The sequence below is a fragment of the Trinickia fusca genome, from assembly GCF_003628145.1.
Lineage (GTDB): Bacteria > Pseudomonadota > Gammaproteobacteria > Burkholderiales > Burkholderiaceae > Trinickia > Trinickia fusca.
In genome coordinates this window covers 86,894-104,230 of sequence record NZ_RBZV01000002.1, presented here as the reverse complement: position 1 = coordinate 104,230, position 17,337 = coordinate 86,894, and the positions used below count along the sequence as shown (strand labels likewise).

General features: G+C 64.0%; 13 protein-coding genes. 6 read left to right on the top strand and 7 right to left on the bottom strand.

The genetic code is table 11. The features are described 5' to 3' along the window. Window positions 1–12 precede the first annotated feature (12 nt). On the bottom strand, window positions 13–1,215 hold the full coding sequence (locus D7S89_RS04995; RefSeq protein ID WP_121276266.1) for an MFS transporter: 1,203 nt from the start codon (window positions 1,213–1,215) through the stop codon (window positions 13–15). 204 nt (window positions 1,216–1,419) lie between these two features. Here D7S89_RS04995 and cynR point away from each other — a divergent pair, with 204 nt between their 5' ends. Next, the gene (cynR, locus tag D7S89_RS04990) at window positions 1,420–2,337 is read left to right on the top strand and encodes a transcriptional regulator CynR (protein WP_121277300.1); all 918 of its coding nucleotides are present in this window, start codon (window positions 1,420–1,422) and stop codon (window positions 2,335–2,337) included. 321 nt (window positions 2,338–2,658) lie between these two features. Beyond that, window positions 2,659–3,186, top strand: a complete 528-nt coding sequence (locus D7S89_RS04985; protein WP_121277299.1) for an NADPH-dependent FMN reductase — start codon at window positions 2,659–2,661, stop codon at window positions 3,184–3,186. A 130-nt stretch (window positions 3,187–3,316) separates the two neighbouring features. Here the strand turns inward: D7S89_RS04985 and D7S89_RS04980 are convergent, their stop codons facing one another. Continuing rightward, window positions 3,317–3,715, bottom strand: a complete 399-nt coding sequence (locus tag D7S89_RS04980; protein WP_121276264.1) for a winged helix-turn-helix transcriptional regulator — start codon at window positions 3,713–3,715, stop codon at window positions 3,317–3,319. A gap of 80 nt (window positions 3,716–3,795) precedes the next feature. On the opposite strand from D7S89_RS04980, the gene D7S89_RS04975 reads away from it, so the two are divergent. Next, on the top strand, window positions 3,796–4,113 hold the full coding sequence (locus D7S89_RS04975) for a DMT family transporter (protein ID WP_121276262.1): 318 nt from the start codon (window positions 3,796–3,798) through the stop codon (window positions 4,111–4,113). Between the two features lie 31 nt (window positions 4,114–4,144). Here D7S89_RS04975 and D7S89_RS04970 read toward each other — a convergent pair whose 3' ends face one another. Beyond that, complete coding sequence (locus tag D7S89_RS04970) at window positions 4,145–4,840, bottom strand: aspartate/glutamate racemase family protein (protein ID WP_121276260.1); 696 nt, start codon at window positions 4,838–4,840, stop codon at window positions 4,145–4,147. Between the two features lie 199 nt (window positions 4,841–5,039). Between D7S89_RS04970 and dinB the strand changes: the two genes are divergently transcribed. Beyond that, window positions 5,040–6,203 carry a DNA polymerase IV gene (dinB, locus tag D7S89_RS04965; RefSeq protein ID WP_121276258.1) on the top strand — a complete coding sequence of 388 codons (1,164 nt, stop codon included), beginning with the start codon at window positions 5,040–5,042 and terminating at the stop codon, window positions 6,201–6,203. Window positions 6,204–6,242: 39 nt separating this feature from the next. Further along, window positions 6,243–7,529, top strand: coding sequence for an amidohydrolase family protein (locus tag D7S89_RS04960; RefSeq protein WP_121276256.1), 1,287 nt, complete (start codon window positions 6,243–6,245; stop codon window positions 7,527–7,529). Window positions 7,530–7,637: 108 nt separating this feature from the next. Here D7S89_RS04960 and D7S89_RS04955 read toward each other — a convergent pair whose 3' ends face one another. The 4 genes from D7S89_RS04955 to fixL form a co-directional block, all read right to left on the bottom strand. Then, the gene (locus D7S89_RS04955; RefSeq protein ID WP_121276254.1) at window positions 7,638–9,740 is read right to left on the bottom strand and encodes a M3 family metallopeptidase; all 2,103 of its coding nucleotides are present in this window, start codon (window positions 9,738–9,740) and stop codon (window positions 7,638–7,640) included. A 143-nt stretch (window positions 9,741–9,883) separates the two neighbouring features. Further along, window positions 9,884–10,741, bottom strand: coding sequence for a bifunctional methylenetetrahydrofolate dehydrogenase/methenyltetrahydrofolate cyclohydrolase FolD (gene folD / locus D7S89_RS04950; protein WP_121276252.1), 858 nt, complete (start codon window positions 10,739–10,741; stop codon window positions 9,884–9,886). A 359-nt stretch (window positions 10,742–11,100) separates the two neighbouring features. Beyond that, a complete protein-coding gene (gene fixJ, locus D7S89_RS04945; protein WP_121276250.1) occupies window positions 11,101–11,760 on the bottom strand; it encodes an oxygen response regulator transcription factor FixJ in 660 nt (219 codons plus the stop codon). After that, window positions 11,757–14,273 carry an oxygen sensor histidine kinase FixL gene (gene fixL, locus D7S89_RS04940; protein WP_121276248.1) on the bottom strand — a complete coding sequence of 839 codons (2,517 nt, stop codon included), beginning with the start codon at window positions 14,271–14,273 and terminating at the stop codon, window positions 11,757–11,759. The genes fixJ and fixL overlap by 4 nt, the downstream gene beginning before the upstream one ends. A gap of 274 nt (window positions 14,274–14,547) precedes the next feature. Between fixL and aceE the strand changes: the two genes are divergently transcribed. Then, the gene (gene aceE, locus D7S89_RS04935) at window positions 14,548–17,244 is read left to right on the top strand and encodes a pyruvate dehydrogenase (acetyl-transferring), homodimeric type (RefSeq protein WP_121276247.1); all 2,697 of its coding nucleotides are present in this window, start codon (window positions 14,548–14,550) and stop codon (window positions 17,242–17,244) included. Window positions 17,245–17,337 lie beyond the last annotated feature (93 nt).

Genomic DNA, 17,337 nt, shown 5'->3' with positions numbered 1-17,337 from the left:
GGTGACGCGGACTCATGAGGCCTCGGGTGCCGTGGGCCGCTGCAATGCGAACGTCGCAAGCCAGAGCGCAACCAGCAATCCGGCAAAAGCCGCGCCAACCAAGCAGACCCCATACCAACCGCTCGCCGCATAAGCGATGCTGGCCGCTCCAGAGCCCAGCGCACCGCCGATGAAATAGCTGGTCAGATAAACGGTGGTGATGCGGCTGCGAGCGTGATGGGCCAGCGCGTAGATCGCGCTCTGATTGGAGATGTGCAGTCCCTGGACGCCGACATCCAGCAACAGAATGCCCAATAGCAAGGCGATCAGCGAATGGCTACCGCCGGCAATCAGCGCAAACGATATCAAGACCGTGCCTGCGAACAAGCCGGCAGCCAAGTTGCCATGTCCCCGGTCGGCCAGTCGGCCAGCTTGGTTCGCTGCCCAGGCCCCGGCCGCGCCGGCTAACCCGAATAGCCCGATTTTTCCTTCCGAGAAGCCGTAGGGCGGCTGGCTCAGCAGCATGGTCAGCCCCGTCCACAGGACGCTGAAGCAAGCAAATACCAGCGCGCCATACAAGGATCGCAAACGCAGCACGGGATGGCTGCGTACCAAGCTCCACAGCGAGGCCATCAAGGCGCTGTAGCGGAGCTGGACGTCGCGTCCGTCGTCGGGAAGGGCCCGCGACAATACGCCCGCCAACAGCAGCATCGACAACGCGGCAACACAGTAAACCATCCTCCAGTGACTCAGCTGTGCGATCGCGCCCGAAACGGTGCGCGCCAGCAAAATGCCCAGCAACAGGCCGCTCATCACCGTGCCGACGACGCGTCCTCGGTCCTCGTCAGGTGCCAACGAGGCCGCAAACGGAACCAGCAGCTGGGCCGCGCAAGTCGTCAAGCCGACGCACAGATTGGCGAGGACGAAGATCGGAAAGTTCGTGCTGGCGGCAACCGCAAACAAGGCCAGCGTGCTGGCGAGCAATAGCCGGACGATCAGCTTGCGGCGGTCGACCACATCGCCTAGTGGAACGATCAGGAACAATCCGCACGCATAGCCGAGCTGCGTCAATGTGACCAGAAACCCCAGATGGGCCGGAGGGTGGCCAAAGCTAAGGGCGATAGTGGCGAGCAACGGCTGCGAATAGTAAATATTGGCGATGACGGCGCCGCAGGCGAAGGCAAACAGCCGGATCGTCGCGTTGGAGAGCACCGGTTTTTCGCTATTCGATGACATGATCAGGCGGTTCGTCCTTTAGAAAATTAGGATTGCGAAACGAAAAGGGGCGAGCCATTTTTGCTTTCAATGCCCCGCACGCGTGGCCTGCATGGCTTGCCTCGTTCAGTGGCTGAGTGATGGCGCAATGATGGGCCAGACGATCTATAGCGTCCAAGACGCATTTATAATTCGCTTGATTGGTAATGCTTATAGTTGATCGCCATGCTGCTACGTCATCTCCGCTATCTGCTCGCCGTGGTCGAGCACCAGAACTTCACCCGTGCGGCCGAGGCGCTGCATGTTTCCCAACCCACGCTGTCGCAGCAGATCAAACAACTGGAGGATGCGCTGGGCGCGCCGTTGCTGGACCGTAGCGGTCGCACCGTGCGGCCGACCGACGTTGGTGCGGCGTATATCCGCTTTGCCAATCAAGCGCTACGGGAACTGGAGGCCGGGCGCAGGGCGATCCATGATGTGCTGGATCTTTCGCGCGGCTTGCTGCGGTTGGCGTTCACGCCCACCTTTTCGTCGTATTTGGTCGGGCCGTTGGTGGAGCACTTCAGCGCTCGTTATCCGGGGATCGTGCTCAGCATTCGAGAAACGACGCAGGACCGGATGGAAGCCGAGCTGGCCGACGATTCGATCGACGTGGGGATTGCGTTCGCCGACGTGCGCTTGCCGGAAATCGATTGCCACGTCCTGTTTGAGGAAAGGCTGAGCATGGTCGTGGGACAAGCTCATCCGTATGCGCGCTCGGAGGGGCTGACGCTCGCAGCAATCGAGCACACGCCGCTGGCCTTGCTGACCCGCGATTTTGCTACGCGTGGGCATATCGACGCGTATTTCCAGGCGCACGGCGTGGCGCCGAGCGTGATGATCGAAGCGAATTCGATCAATGCAGTGGTCGAGATCGTGCGCAGGGGGCGCGTCGCGACCATTCTGCCCGATGCCATCGCCAGCGAACGTACTGAGTTGCGCGCGATCGGGCTGGAACCGGCATTGCCACGCAGGACGGTAGCCTTGCTGACCCGAAAGGGGGCTTATCGCAGCGCGGCGTCGGATGCGTTTTCCAAGCTGGCACGAAGTCTGGTGGCGGATTGGGGAAAGGTGGGCTTCATCGGACCTCAGGACTGCGCTTAAGGCTCATCAACACTCGCCTTTGCAAGAGGCCATGAGCTTTGCTGCGTGCTCGCCGTTTTCGACGCGAAGTCGGCCACGTAACCCGCTAGGGCGTTTGCGCAATCAGGTGGCTGTTGCGCACTGGGAAGCAACCTATGCCGATTCCGGGCGGTGCTACACATGGAGCTACACTCGTGGCCGTTTAGCGCCGGCACCAGCATCGAAATGCACCGAAACGCGGCGCAACGTATACTCGGACCGATTTCCCCCGACCATACATCTCCCGTCATGGCGTCCTTGGGATGGAGCACTATCCCGCACATCGGTAACGACCACGTCGAAATGATTCACCTTCTTTCCTTGTCCGGTAGCCTGCGCTCGACGTCGTCCAATACACAGGCTCTTCACGCGGCGGCCAAACTTGTGCCGCCGGGTGTAGCCGTTGATCATTACGATGAAATCGGGCAATTACCCCATTTCAATCCGGATCTTGAAGACCATCTTCCCGAGTCCATTGTTGATCTGCGCGCGCGAGTCGTGCGAGCAGATGGCCTCTTGATTTCGTGCCCGGAGTACGCGCGCGGTATCCCTGGGTCATTCAAAAACATGCTGGATTGGTTGGTCGGAAGCCCCGATTTCCCGGGTAAGCCGGTCGCATTGTTCAACACGTCGCCACGAGCATCTGCCGCCCAAGCCGCCCTGAAACTGGTCTTGGAAACCATGTCGGCAACGATCATCCCTGAGGCTTGCATCACGCTTGCACTGTTGGGAAAGCAGGCTGATCCCGATGCAATCGCGAGTGATCCGGATAACAGCGAAATGCTGCGGCGTGCGCTTCAAGCCATCGTCGGCCACATATCGGCGGCGTAGCCGCAGCGGTAGCATATTGCAGCGTGGGCTTCGCGTCTGATTTGTCACTCTAGCGAGGGGGATGCCTCGCGCTTCGGTAACGACTGTTGTTCACGCTGTACGCGATGCCAAGGCGGGCATCGGGAACCCGTCAAACGCTGCTCGTGGCATCAAATCGCTCGCGCGCAACCGCAAGCGCCGCATGATGGTCCTGTGCCCATCGATCGAGCGCCGTCAGCGTGTCGCTCAACGAATGTCCGAGCGCGCTTAGTCGATAGTCGACGCGCGGCGGCACGGTGCCGTAATCGATCCGCTCCACGAGTCCATGACGCTCGAGCTCACGCAGCGTTTGCGTCAGCATCTTTTGCGAAATCCCTTCGATCCTGCGCAGCAGCTCGTTGTTGCGCACTGGGCCTGCGGCGAGCGCCGGCACGATCGACAGCGACCACTTGCTCGCGACGAGCGCTAGCGCGGCACGCGACGGGCAGCCAGGCGCGCGGTCCACGGTAGCGGACGAGGGCAGTGCAGGAAGATTCAGACGATGAGACATAGGAACCTTCGGGTGCGTACTTGTCGTGACGGGATAACGTCTCCACACTCGCATTCTTGTCGAATTTTGGAGATCGGTTCATGGCTTGGGTGCTGCTCGTGCTCGCAGGTGTAATGGAAATCGTGATGGCGGCGGGATTGAAATCGGCCGCCGGGTGGACGAAGCCGGTGCCCGCAGCGATCGGCGTCGCCGCGGGGCTCGCCAGCATCTTTCTGCTCACGTACGCGATTCGCGATTTGCCGACGGGTACGGCCTACGCGGTGTGGACAGGCATCGGCGCGGTCGGCGTGACGATCGTCGGCATCATTGCTTACGGCGACAGTGCGTCGTTGCCGCGCCTCGCCTGTGTCGCGTTGATCATGGCCGGCATCGCCGGGCTGCGGTGGCTGGAGGCGTGAAGCGCATCGTCGAACCATCGCATCGCGGCAATCACGCCTGCAATGCCCAATCGACCGCGGCCTGCGCGTGCAGCGCGGTCGTGTCGAACACCGGCAGCGACGAATCCTGCGGCTTGATCAGCAGCGTAATCTCCGTGCAGCCGAGGATGACCGCCTGCGCACCGCGCGAGGCTAGCTCGTCGATCGTGCGTTGATAGATTGTGCGTGATGCATCATCGACGATGCCATGACACAACTCGTCGTAAATGATCCGATGCACATCGGCACGCGCGGCTTCGCCAGGAATCAGCGTCTCGAGACCGAAGCGCTCGGCCAGACGCCCCGTATAGAACGTGTGCTCCATCGTGAAGCGCGTGCCGAGCAGTCCCACGCGTTCGATGCCAGCGTCGCGCAGCGCGTGGCCGGTGGGATCGGCGATGTGCAGGAAGGGCACGTTCAACGCGGCCTCGATCGCTTCGTGCACGCGATGCATCGTGTTCGTTGCGAGCATCACGAGGTCGGCGCCGCCGCGCTCGAGCTGACGCGCCGCATCGGCCATCAGCACAGCGAGCGCGGTCCAGTCGTCCGCGCGCTGCAGCGCTTCGATTGGCGCGAAGTCGACCGTCAGCAACAAGCTGCGCGCATTGTGGTGGCCACCCAGGCGGGCTTTGGCATAGCGGTTCAGTAGCCGATAGTACTCGGCCGACGATTCCCAGCTCATGCCGCCGATGATGCCGATCGTTTTCATGTTGGATCTGTGATGTTGCGGGTGTGTCGAAGGGGCTAAGCGAACGCCGAGTATAGGTGGCCGTGGGTTGCGCGCGGCGGTACGATTGGCGGCGCTCTCGCCGGTACACGCGAGCCGGGCGCAGCAGGCCGCGTCCGCCGGCAGGGGCGACCGGCGCCGCTTGAAATGACCACTGTATTTTTGTACAGTAACGCTCACTTTGAGCAATCCTGATCGTCCCTTCGCCGATGCCCCCGCGCCGCAATCGCCCGGCGCGGCGCCGGCGTTTGCGCGCAAGATCATCCACTGCGATTGCGACTGCTTCTACGCGTCGGTCGAGATGCGCGACGATCCGAGCTTGCGCGGTCGGCCGCTGGCGGTCGGCGGGCGGCCCGAGCAGCGCGGCGTGATCGCTACCTGCAACTACGAAGCGCGCCGCTTCGGCATTCATTCGGCGATGTCCTCGGCGCTGGCGATGCGCAAATGTCCCGAACTGCTGATCCTGCCGTCGGCGATGGAAAAGTACCGCGCGGCCTCGCGGCAGATCATGGCCATCTATCGCGATTACACGGCCGACGTCGAGCCGCTCTCGCTCGACGAAGCCTATCTCGACGTCACGTACTCCACGCGCTGCAAGGGCAGTGCGACGCTGATGGCCGAGGAGATCCGCGCGCGCGTGCGCGAGACGGTCGGCGTGACGGTGTCGGCCGGTGTGGCGCCGAACAAGTTCGTCGCGAAGATCGCGTCCGACTGGAACAAGCCCGACGGCCTGTTCGTTGTGCGTCCGCACGAGGTCGACGCGTTCGTGGCCGCGCTGCCGGTGCGCAAGATCTTCGGTGTCGGGAAGGTCACGGCGGCCAAGCTCGAGAAGCTCGGCATCGCCACCTGCGCCGACCTGCGGGAGTGGTCGCTGATCGATCTGCATCGCCGCTTCGGCGCATTCGGCCGGCGCCTGTACGACCTGTCGCGCGGCATCGATCACCGCACGGTGGAAGCCGATCAGGAGCGCAAGTCCATTAGCGTCGAGACGACCTACGTCACCGATCTGCAAACGCTCGACGAGTGCGCGGCGGAGCTGCGCCGGCTGGCCGAGCAGCTCGACGTGCGCATCGAGCGGTGCGACGCCGCGGCAGCCATCCACAAGATGTTCGTGAAGATCCGCTTCGCCGACTTTCGCCGCACGACGGTCGAGTGCGTGGCCGACGCGACCGATCTACCGACCCTGCTCGCGCTGCTCGAGAAGGGCTTCGCGCGGCGCAATCAGCCTGTGCGGCTGCTGGGCGTCGGCGTGCGGTTGGAGGAGGGCGAGGCCGCCGCGCAAGGGCAATTTACGCTATTCGACTTCGATGACGAATCCGATGATCAAGCCGGCATGACTCGATAGAATCGACGGCACACCGCCCACGCGTTCGAGGAGCTGTCGATGGACCTGATCATTCGCCGTGCCGTTTTGCCCACCCATGTCGCGGGTCGCGACGCGCCCGTCGACATCGGCATCGAAGGCGAACGCATCATCGCCGTCGAGCCCCGGCTTGCCGCGCAGGCACGCGAGGAGATCGAAGCGGACGGCTTGCTCGTCACGCCGCCTTTCGTCGATGCGCATTTTCATCTCGATGCCACGCTTTCGTACGGGCTGCCGCGCGTGAACGCATCGGGCACGCTGCTCGAAGGCATCGCGCTGTGGGGCGAGCTCAAGCCGCAGCTCACGCACGAGGCGCTCGTCGAACGTGCGTTGCAATACTGCGATTGGGCGGTTGCGCGCGGGCTGCTCGCGATTCGTTCGCACGTCGACATCTGCGATCAACGGCTCCTGGCCGTCGAAGCGCTGCTCGAGGTCAAGCGTCGCGTCGCGCCTTATCTCGACTTGCAGCTTGTCGCGTTTCCGCAGGATGGGTTGCTGCGCGCGCCGGGCGCGTTCGACAACCTCAAGCGGGCGATCGCGATGGGCGTCGAGGTGGTCGGCGGCATTCCGCACTTCGAACGCACGATGGCCGAGGGCGCCGAATCGGTTCGGCTGCTATGCGAATTCGCGGCGCAGAAGGGGCTGCGCGTCGACATGCACTGCGACGAATCGGACGACCCTCTGTCGCGCCACATCGAAACGCTATGCGCGCAGGCGCATCGGCTCGGGCTCGCGGGTCGCGTCGCGGGCTCACACTTGACGTCGATGCATTCGATGGACAACTACTACGTGAGCAAGCTGCTGCCGTTGATGCGCGAATCGGGTGTCGCGGCGATCGCCAATCCGCTCATCAACATCACGCTGCAGGGGCGCGCCGATACGTACCCGAAGCGGCGCGGCATGACGCGCGTGCCCGAGATGCTGGCTGCCGGTATCGACGTCGCGTTTGGCCACGATTGTGCGATGGACCCGTGGTACAGCCTGGGCTCGGGGGACATGCTCGAGGTTGCGCACATGGGCCTTCACGTCGCGCAGATGACGGGCACCGACGCCATGCACGCCGCATTCGATGCGGTCACGCTCAATCCGGCGCGCATTCTGGGTCTCGCCGACTACGGCATCACACCGGGCTGCTGGGCCGACTGCGTGCTGCTCGACGCGCGTGATCCGATCGAGGCGATTCGGTTACGCGCGGCGCGTCTGGCGGTGATCCGGCGCGGTCGCGTGATCGCTCGCTCGCCAGCGGCGCGTGCGACGCTGGCCATCGAAGGACGGCCGGCCGAAGTCGATTTCAAGCTGCGTCGTTGATAGGGAACACCTGCCCGGTCGTACCAAGCAAAACGGTGCTGCCCGTGAGGGACAGCACCGTTTGCTTTTTCGACAGCCGACAGCGGCCGAGCCGTCACTTCGCTCGCTTCACTGTGCCGGCGTGTTGCTCATGCCGTGATGGCGCAGCAGGGCGTCGATGGTCGGCGCGCGACCGCGGAACGCCTTGAACGAGTCCATCGCGGGCCGGCTGCCGCCGACTTCGAGGATCTCGCGTCGATAGCGCGTGCCCGTTGCCGCATCGAGCACGCTGCCGTTGGCTTCGCGCGCGGCATCTTCGAATGCGGCATACGCATCGGCCGACAGCACTTCGGCCCACTTGTAGCTGTAGTAGCCGGCCGCATAGCCGCCCGCGAAGACGTGGCTGAACGTGTTGGGCCAGCGCGAGAACGCTGCTTGCGGGATCACGTGATAACGCTCGTTGATCTCGCGTGCGAGGTCGTTCGCGCTTTGGGCGCCGGCCGGATCGAAGTCGACGTGCAGGCGCATGTCGAACATAGCGAACACGATCTGACGCAGCGTCGCCAGGCCGCTCTGGAAGTTCTTGGCGGCGAGCATCTTGTCGAACAAGGCGCGCGGCAGTTTGGCGCTCGTGTCGACATGCGAGGACATGTCGGTGAGCACGTCCCACTCCCAGCAGAAGTTCTCCATGAACTGCGAGGGCAGTTCGACTGCATCCCACTCCACGCCGTTGATGCCCGAGACGCCAAGCTCGTCCACACGCGTGAGCATGTGATGCAGGCCGTGACCGAACTCGTGGAACAGCGTGATGACTTCGTCGTGCGTGAAGCAGGCAGGCTTGCCGCCGACGGGCGCCGAGAAGTTGCAGGTCAGATAGGCGACAGGTGTTTGGACACCGCCGTCGCCGGTCTTGTGGCGCGAGCGCGCGTCGTCCATCCACGCACCGCCGCGCTTGCCTTCGCGTGCGTACAGGTCGAGGTAGAACTGTGCGCGCAGCGAGCCGTCGCGATCCTCGACGCGGAAAAAGCGCACGTCCGGATGCCAGACGGCCGCGTCGTCGCGGCGAATCGTGACGTCGAACAGCGTCTCGGCGACCTTGAACAGACCGTCCAGCACGGCGTTTTCCGGGAAGTATTGCTTGACCTCGGTTTCGGAGAACGCATAGCGCTTCTCACGCAGGCGCTCGCCCGCGTACGCGACGTCCCACGGCTCGAGTTGCGTGAGGCCGAGCTCGCTTGCCGCAAAGTCGCGCAGTTCCTGCCAGTCCTTTTCGGCATACGGGCGGGCGCGTTTGGCGAGGTCTTCCAGGAACGTGACGACCTGCTCGGGCGAGTCGGCCATCTTCGGCACGAGCGAGACCTCGGCGAAGTTGCGATAGCCGAGCATCAGCGCTTCTTCGCCGCGCAGCTTCATGAGTTCGGCGACGTTCGCGGTGTTGTCCCAGTCGGCCTGGCCGCCACCGTAGAGGCTGCCCAGTTCCGAAGCGCGCGTGACGTAGGCCCGATACATCGCTTCGCGCATCGGCCGATGCGTGGCGTACTGCATGACGGGGAAATACGACGGGAAGTGCAGCGTGAACTTCCAGCCTTCGATACCGGCGTCCTGCGCCGCTTCACGCGCGGCCTGCACGACGTCCTCGGGCAGGCCATCGAGTTCGGTCTGGTTCGACGCGATGTACGTGTAGGCATTCGTCGCGTCGAGCACGTGGTCGGAGAAGGCCTTCGCGAGCGCCGCCTGGCGTTCTTGCAATTCGGTGAAGCGCGGCTTTTTCTCCTCGGGGAGCTCGGCGCCCGAGAGCCGGAAATCGCGCAGCGCGTTTGCGAGAATCTTCTTGCGCTCGGTGGACAGGCCCGCGAACGCCGGGCTTGCGACGATCGCCTTGTACTTGTCGAACAGCGCGAGGTTTTGGCCGACGCTCGACCAGAATTCGGTCACGCGCGGCAGGTTCTCGCCGTAGGTGGCACGCAGCTCGGGCGTATCGGCCACCGCGTTCAAGTGGCCGATGATGCCCCAGGCGCGCGCCAGCGGTTCGGTCGCGCGGTCGGTTGCATCGACGACGTCCTGCCAGGTCGCGGGCAGGGCTGGCTCAGTCGCGCGTTCGATGGCGGTCTTGGCGTCGGCGAGCAGCACGTCGAGCGCGGGCGTGACGTGTTCGGGACGAATCTCGCCGAAGCGCGGCAGGCCGGAAAAATCGAGCAGCGGGTTGGACGTTGCGGGCGTGTTCGAGGCCATGAGGAGCTTCCTGTCTGTCGTGTTTGTAAGGATGGGCGCACGCGCCCCATACCGTCATTATTGGGGCGCCACACGCCGTTTTCCAGATGCTCCGACCAACCGGCCGAGTCGGAGCGCTGAGGATCGACCGCGCCTCGTGTCGTTTAAGCCTGCGCGGCGCTGCGCTCGGCCGCTTCGATCGTGTTCACGAGCAGCATCGTGATCGTCATCGGGCCGACGCCGCCCGGCACCGGCGTGATGTGGCCGGCCACGGCGGATACGCCGGCGAAGTCGACGTCGCCGCACAGCTTGCCGGCATCGTCACGGTTCATGCCGACGTCGATGACGGCCGCGCCCGGTTTGACCATGTCGGCCGTCACGAGGTTGCGCCGGCCTGTCGCGGCCACGATGACGTCGGCCGCGCGCGCATGCGCGGCGAGGTCGCGCGTCTTGCTGTGGCAGATCGTGACGGTCGCGCCGGCTTCGAGCAGCAGCAGGGCCATCGGCTTGCCGACGATGTTCGAGCGGCCGATCACGACCGCGTTCGCACCGCGCAGGTCGATGCCGTTTGCCTCGAACATCTTCATCACGCCATAGGGCGTGCACGGGCGAAACAGCGGCTTGCCCGTCATCAGCGCGCCGGCATTGGCCACGTGAAAGCCGTCGACATCCTTCTCGGGGGCGATGGCTTCGATGACCTTGTGGCTGTCGATGTGCGACGGCAGCGGCAGCTGAACGAGGATCCCGTGGATTTTCGGGTCGCGGTTCAACGCGTCGATGCGCGCAAGCAGTTCGGCTTCCGACAGCGTGGCCGGGTAGCGGTCGTACGACGAGTGGATGCCGTTGTCCTCGCACGCCTTGATCTTGTTGCGCACGTAGACTTCGCTCGCCGGATTGTCGCCGACGAGCACGACGGCGAGACCCGGCTGATGGCCGCGTGCGGTCAACGCGGCAGCGCGGGTGGCGACTTCAGCGCGCAGGGTCTTGGAAAGGGCGAGGCCGTCGATCAGTTTGGCTGTCATGGTGGTCGGTCAACAATTGAGAGGATTGCAATGCGGATCGGGCGTAGCGGCCGCGCTGTCCGCGCAAGGCGGCAGTCGAGCAAGGCAGGCTGCTGGACGAGGCAGGCGAGCGGCGTGGCGCGGCGTCACGGCAGGCGTGTGGCAAACGGAGCACACGGCGCGTGGCGCAAAAAAAGGGAATTATACCGTTGCACCGCACGCCAACGCGCTGGCGAGGAGGAGCGCAGGCGCGCGGCACAAGCAGCCGAACCAGGCGTGAGGCGCTCGTGGAAGGGGCCGATGTGAGGGCCCGATGCAACAGGCGGCCGGCCGTGGCAGCAAGCACGGCCGCGCCGGTGCGGCATTACTGCATTAATGTATTACTGCGGCTGAGGCTTGGCCGCTTGCTGCGGCTTGTTCGACAACGCGAGGCGCAGCAGGTCGGCGACCGTGTTGACGTTGAGCTTTTCCATGATGTTGGCGCGGTGGGCCTCGACCGTCTTGATGCTGATGCCCAGATCGTCGGCGATCTGCTTGTTCAGGCGCCCCGCGATGATGCGCTCGAGCACCTGGTGCTCACGCGCCGTGAGCTTGCCGAGCCGCTCGGCGGCCGCGCGCTGCTGCAGCACGGTGCTGCTCTCGCTGCGCGCCTTCTCGAGCATGCGCTCGACGAGTTTGCGCAGCTCGGCTTCGTCGAACGGCTTTTCGATGAAATCCATCGCGCCTTTTTTCATCGTCGAGACGGCCATCGGCACGTCGCCATGGCCCGTCACGAAGATGATCGGCAGCGAAGCGTTCTCGGAGATGAGCCGCTCCTGCAGTTCGAGACCGCTCATGCCGGACATCCGCACGTCGAGGATCAGGCAGGCGATCTGGCCTGCATGCTGCGCCGGCTGATAGGCTTCGAGGAACTGTTCGGCGCTCGAGAAGCACTGCACCCGATAGCCGTTTGCCTCCAGCAGCCAACGCAGCGAATCGCGTACGGCCTCGTCGTCGTCGACGACAAAGACGGTTTCCTGAGTGGTGACTGGGGTATTCATAATTCTCCCGTGACAGTTTGTGGTCTCGATGCTTCAGTGCCGCCGCCTTGGCCAAGCTCGGCGGGTTCGCCGAGCGGCAGACTACAGTGAAATGTTGCGCCAGTGATCTGGCCGTTCGTGTCGACATTGTTGACGACCCACAAACGACCGCGATGCGATTCGATGATCGAACGGCAAATGTTGAGCCCCATGCCCATGCCGTCGGACTTCGTGCTGTAGAACGGTTCGAACAGGCGTTCGATGGCGGCCTCGTCGACGCCCGGGCCCTGGTCGACTACGCTGATGCAGACGAACCCGGCATCGATGCGGACCACGACGCGGATCACCGGGTCGATCGCATTGGGCCGCGCCTCGTGCATCGCCTCGGCCGCGTTCTTCAAGAGATTCACGAGCACCTGCTCGATCAGCACCGGATCGACGTAGATGACGGGCAGGCGCGAGCGGATCTCGGTGAGGATGCGGATGCGGCGCTTGCGCGCTTCGATCTCGGCCAGGCCCACGGCATCGGCGACGATGTCCGAGACGCGCGCCGCCTGGCGCTTGGGCTCGCTGCGCTTCACGAATTCGCGGATGCGCTTGATGATCATGCCCGCGCGCACGGCTTGCTGGGCGGTCTTTTCGAGCACGGGCAGCAGCGTATCGGGCGTCGTCCGGCCCGACTTGACGAGCGCGACCGTGCCCGAGCAGTAGTTGTTGATGGCCGCGAGCGGCTGGTTGAGCTCGTGGGCCAGCGACGAGGCCATCTCGCCCATCGTCATCAGGCGGCTCGTGAAGTGCAGCTTCTCTTCCTGCTGCCGCGCGAGTTCCTGCGCCTGCTTGCGCGTCGTGATGTCGGTCGCGATCTGCATCTGCGCGAGGTGGCCGTCGACCCACTGAATGTATTGGCGCCGCACCTCGAACCACTTCTGGATGCTTTGCACGTAAATTTCTTGCGCGTCGGCCGTGCTTTCGGTCAGCGCGGCCGCAGGCAGGCCCGCGTAGGCATCGACCATGTCGATCGAGTCCGACGACGCCTCGGCACTGTCGAAACCGCCGCCCGCGAGCTCGAGGTGGCCGTCGGGACGAATGCCGAACAGGTGCCGGTAGTAGCGGTTCGCGAACAGCAGCTCGGCCTCGTCGGCGGCCAGCACCGACACGGCGGCATCGAGGCTCTCGAGCACGGTCGTGAAGCGCTCGTGCGCGGCGGCGAGCTCTTCGCGCGCACGCTTCGGTTCGGTGATGTCGGTCATCGACGACATCCAGCCCGTCTGCCGGCCCGAGCTATCGATCAGCGGCGAGACGTACAGCCGCGCGTGAAACAACGACCCGTCCTTGCGCCGTACGCGCAACTCGAAGCCCGAGGAGGGCGCCTTGCCGCGCAGCGTCATGTCGAGCTGGCGCTGCATCTCCGGGTAGGAATCGCGCGGCCAGTACGGGAACGGCGCCGTCTTGCCGACGAGATCGCTCTCGTCCCAGCCCGTCATGCGGCAAAACGCGGGGTTCACGTGCGTGATGCGGCCGTGCATGTCGAGCACGCGCATGCCGATCAGCACCGAGTTTTCCATCGCGCGCCGGAAGAATGCTTCGGCGTACAGCGCCTGCTGCGCCTCGAAGCGCTGGCGCGTGTGCTTCCAGAGGCTCCACAAACTCCACAGCACGAAGCACGACAGGCCGGCAACCAGCCACACGAGCGTATTGTTCGTGAAGTTCGTGATCTGAGGGAACGCATAGACGCGCACCGTCACGCCCTGGCCCGGCGGGTCGAGCGGCAGGTCATAGAACAGGTCGCGCGGCAGGCGCGGGCGCGTCGAGGTCGTCGACAGCTCGCGGTTGTTCGCGTCGAGCAGCGAGATCTTGTACTTGGCCGACAGCTCGGGCGGGATGTCGTGCTTGAGGATGCCTTCGATCGAGAACACGGCCGCGATCGAGCCGAGGAACTCGCGGTCGCGGTAGATCGGCGTCTGCAGCGTCAGATAGCCGTTGCCGATGTCGTCGTAGATCAGCGACGAGTAGACCTGCCGGCGCGTGCTGCGCGCATCGCTGAACGCGGCCTTCACCGCTTCGTCCATTTGCGCGTCGGTCAGGCGCGCGAAGCGCTGCCCCGCGAGCGGCACGGGCGTGTTCGGCCAGCGCGCCTCTTTTTGGTTCGTGAACCAGTTTACATAGAGGATCTCGGGGTGCCCCTGCATGATGTCGGTCGTCGACATCTGGAACGAGTGCTGATCGGCGTGACCTGCTGCGAGGTCGCGCGCGAGCGCCTGCAATTGTTCCTGCGCGCCCGTCATGGACAGGCGGATCTGTTGCTGAGCCCACGCAACGTTGCGATAAAGCGTGTCTTCCTGTTGCTGCTGCTCGCGACGATTGAGGCTCCAGAGGATCAAACTCATGACCACCAGGAACACGAGGATCGACAGCAGCGGCGTCAGCAAATAGGAATTCGACCACCAGGGTCCGTGGTGCCAGCGTGACGGCGTCGAGTCCACCCGGGAGCCGGGAGCCCGCGCCGAGCGTGCGAAAAGCCGATCGGTCAACATGGGTCGAATTGTAGCTCAGCGTGTCGCTGCCAACTGACGTAAAACAAGGGCAAACCCGCAGCAATCCGCGCCAATGCACTCATATCCGCGCACTATCGGATTTGAATTGCGGTGCGGCGCAGCAATATTTCGCATTATGAGAAATAATCTCGTCATTCGAAAAATTGATTGCGTGGGCGGCATCCGGCTCTTTACAATCGCCGACAACTGCACGCGGCCGGTGCTGGCCTGCGTCGTCTGTTCCAAACAGCATTCCTCAAATCAGGAGACGAGAATGTCCGCTGTGCCCGACGAAGTCATGAAATATGTCGCCGCCGATAAAGACGACGATCCTCAGGAAACCGGCGAATGGCTTGAGGCACTCGAGGGTGTCATTTCCGCTGTTGGCCCGGATCGTGCTCACTACCTGATCGAGAAGCAGATCGAATTCGCACGCGTGCATGGCGAGCACCTGCCGTTCTCCGCCAACACGCCGTACATCAACACGATTCCCGTCTCCAACCAGGCCAAGATCCCCGGCGACCAGGATATCGAGCACCGCATCCGCTCGTATACGCGCTGGAACGCGATCGCGATGGTGTTGCGCGCCGGCAAGCACACGAACGTCGGCGGCCACATCGCGTCGTTCGCGTCGGCGGCCACGCTGTACGACGTCGGCTTCAACCATTTCTGGCACGCTCCGTCGCCGAGCCACGGCGGCGATCTCGTGTTCGTGCAGGGCCACTCGTCGCCGGGCATCTACTCGCGCGCGTTCCTGCTGGGCCGCCTCAACGAAAACCAGCTCGACAACTTCCGTCAGGAAGTGGGCGGCGAGGGCATCTCGTCGTATCCGCACCCGTGGCTGATGCCGGACTTCTGGCAATTCCCGACCGTCTCGATGGGCCTGGGCCCGATCATGGCGATCTATCAGGCGCGCTTCATGAAGTATCTGCAAGCGCGCGGCATCGTGAACGCCGCGGGCCGCAAGGTCTGGGCGTTCCTGGGCGACGGTGAAACGGACGAACCGGAATCGCTCGGCGCGATCGGCATGGCCGGCCGCGAGCGGCTCGACAACCTCGTGTTCGTGATCAACTGCAACCTGCAGCGCCTGGACGGTCCGGTGCGCGGCAACGGCAAGATCATCCAGGAGCTCGAATCCGAATTCCGCGGCGCAGGCTGGAACGTCATCAAGGTCATCTGGGGCAGCCGCTGGGATGCGCTGTTCGCGCGCGACAAGACGGGCGCGTTGATGCGCCGCATGATGGAAGTCGTCGACGGCGAATATCAGACGTACAAGTCCGAGTCGGGCGCCTATGTGCGCGAGCATTTCTTCAACTCGCCCGAGTTGAAGGCGCTCGTGGCCGACTGGTCCGACGACGACATCTGGAACCTGAACCGCGGCGGCCATGATCCGCACAAGATTTACGCGGCATTCCAGGCGGCCACGAACGCCAAGGGCCAGCCGACCGTCATCCTCGCGAAGACGATCAAGGGCTACGGCATGGGCGAAGCCGGCCAGGCGATGAACATCACCCACCAGCAAAAGAAGATGCAGGTGGACCAGCTCAAGAAGTTCCGCGACCAGTTCCGTCTGCCGATCTCGGATGAGGACATCGTCGACGTGCCTTACCTCAAGTTCGAGGAAGGCTCGAAGGAACTCGAATACATGCGTGCGCGGCGCCAGGAGCTCGGCGGCTATCTGCCGGCGCGCCGTCAGAAAGCCGAGTCGCTGCCCGTGCCGGCGCTCGACGCGTTCGAACCGCTGCTCAAGGGCACGGGGGAAGGCCGCGAGATCTCGACGACGATGGCTTTCGTGCGCATCCTGAACATCCTGCTCAAGGACAAGGCGCTGGGTAAGCGCGTCGTGCCGATCGTGCCCGACGAATCGCGTACGTTCGGCATGGAAGGCCTGTTCCGTCAGATCGGCATCTGGAATCAGGAAGGGCAGAAGTACGTGCCCGAGGATTCCGATCAGCTGATGTTCTACCGGGAATCGGAGACGGGTCAGATCCTGCAGGAAGGCATCAACGAAGCGGGCGGCATGTGCGACTGGATTGCGGCGGCGACGTCGTACTCGACGCACGGCGAGATCATGGTGCCGTTCTACATCTTCTATTCGATGTTCGGTCTGCAGCGCATCGGCGATCTGGTATGGGCCGCCGGCGACATGCGTTCGCGCGGCTTCATGCTCGGCGGCACCGCAGGCCGCACGACGCTGAACGGCGAGGGCCTGCAGCACGAAGACGGTCACTCGCTGCTGTGGGCGCAATCTGTGCCCAATTGCCTGAGCTACGACCCGACGTTCGGCTACGAACTCGCCGTGATCATGCAGGACGGTCTGCGCCGCATGGTGCAGGATCAGGAGGACGTGTTCTATTACATCACCGTGATGAACGAGAACTACGAGCACCCGGCGATGCCGCAGGGCGAGTACGTGGCCGATCACATCATCAAGGGGATGTACTCGTTCAAGAAGGCCGATGGCGCGTCGAAGGCGCCGCGCGTGCAGCTGATGGGCGCCGGCACGATCCTGAACGAAGTGATCGCTGCCGCCGATCTGCTCAAGAACGACTGGGGCGTCGATGCCGACATCTGGAGCGTGCCGAGCTTCACCGAGCTCGCGCGTGAAGGCCAGGCCGCGGAGCGCTGGAATCTGCTGCATCCGACCGAGCCGCGCAAGGTCTCGCACGTCGAGACGCTGCTCAAGGATGCGCAAGGCCCGGTCATCGCCTCGACCGACTACGTGCGCGCACTGGCCGATCAGATCCGCGCCTACGTGCCGCAACGCTTCGTCGTGCTCGGCACCGACGGCTTCGGCCGTTCGGATACGCGCGAGAAGCTGCGTCACTTCTTCGAAGTCGACCGTTACTGGGTCACCGTCGCGGCGCTGAACGCGCTCGCCGACGAAGGCACGATCGAGCGTAAGCTCGTGGCCGAAGCGCTGGCCAAGTATCGCCTCGACCCGAACAAACCCAACCCGATGACCGTTTAAGGCATCGCCTTCGCGAGCGGCGTCCAGCGTGGCGTGCCGCCCCCGAGCGGGGCGGCACGCGTGCGCGGCCCAGCGTTGCATGGGATCGGAGTA

Coding starts and splice junctions, on each gene's coding strand:
- aceE (WP_121276247.1), top strand. CDS start 14,548: ATGTCCGCTGTGCCCGACGAAGTCATGAAATATGTCGCCGCCGATAAA.
- D7S89_RS04980 (WP_121276264.1), bottom strand. CDS start 3,715: ATGTCTCATCGTCTGAATCTTCCTGCACTGCCCTCGTCCGCTACCGTG.
- folD (WP_121276252.1), bottom strand. CDS start 10,741: ATGACAGCCAAACTGATCGACGGCCTCGCCCTTTCCAAGACCCTGCGC.
- D7S89_RS04960 (WP_121276256.1), top strand. CDS start 6,243: ATGGACCTGATCATTCGCCGTGCCGTTTTGCCCACCCATGTCGCGGGT.
- fixJ (WP_121276250.1), bottom strand. CDS start 11,760: ATGAATACCCCAGTCACCACTCAGGAAACCGTCTTTGTCGTCGACGAC.
- D7S89_RS04975 (WP_121276262.1), top strand. CDS start 3,796: ATGGCTTGGGTGCTGCTCGTGCTCGCAGGTGTAATGGAAATCGTGATG.
- fixL (WP_121276248.1), bottom strand. CDS start 14,273: ATGTTGACCGATCGGCTTTTCGCACGCTCGGCGCGGGCTCCCGGCTCC.
- D7S89_RS04970 (WP_121276260.1), bottom strand. CDS start 4,840: ATGAAAACGATCGGCATCATCGGCGGCATGAGCTGGGAATCGTCGGCC.
- D7S89_RS04985 (WP_121277299.1), top strand. CDS start 2,659: ATGATTCACCTTCTTTCCTTGTCCGGTAGCCTGCGCTCGACGTCGTCC.
- cynR (WP_121277300.1), top strand. CDS start 1,420: ATGCTGCTACGTCATCTCCGCTATCTGCTCGCCGTGGTCGAGCACCAG.
- D7S89_RS04995 (WP_121276266.1), bottom strand. CDS start 1,215: ATGTCATCGAATAGCGAAAAACCGGTGCTCTCCAACGCGACGATCCGG.
- D7S89_RS04955 (WP_121276254.1), bottom strand. CDS start 9,740: ATGGCCTCGAACACGCCCGCAACGTCCAACCCGCTGCTCGATTTTTCC.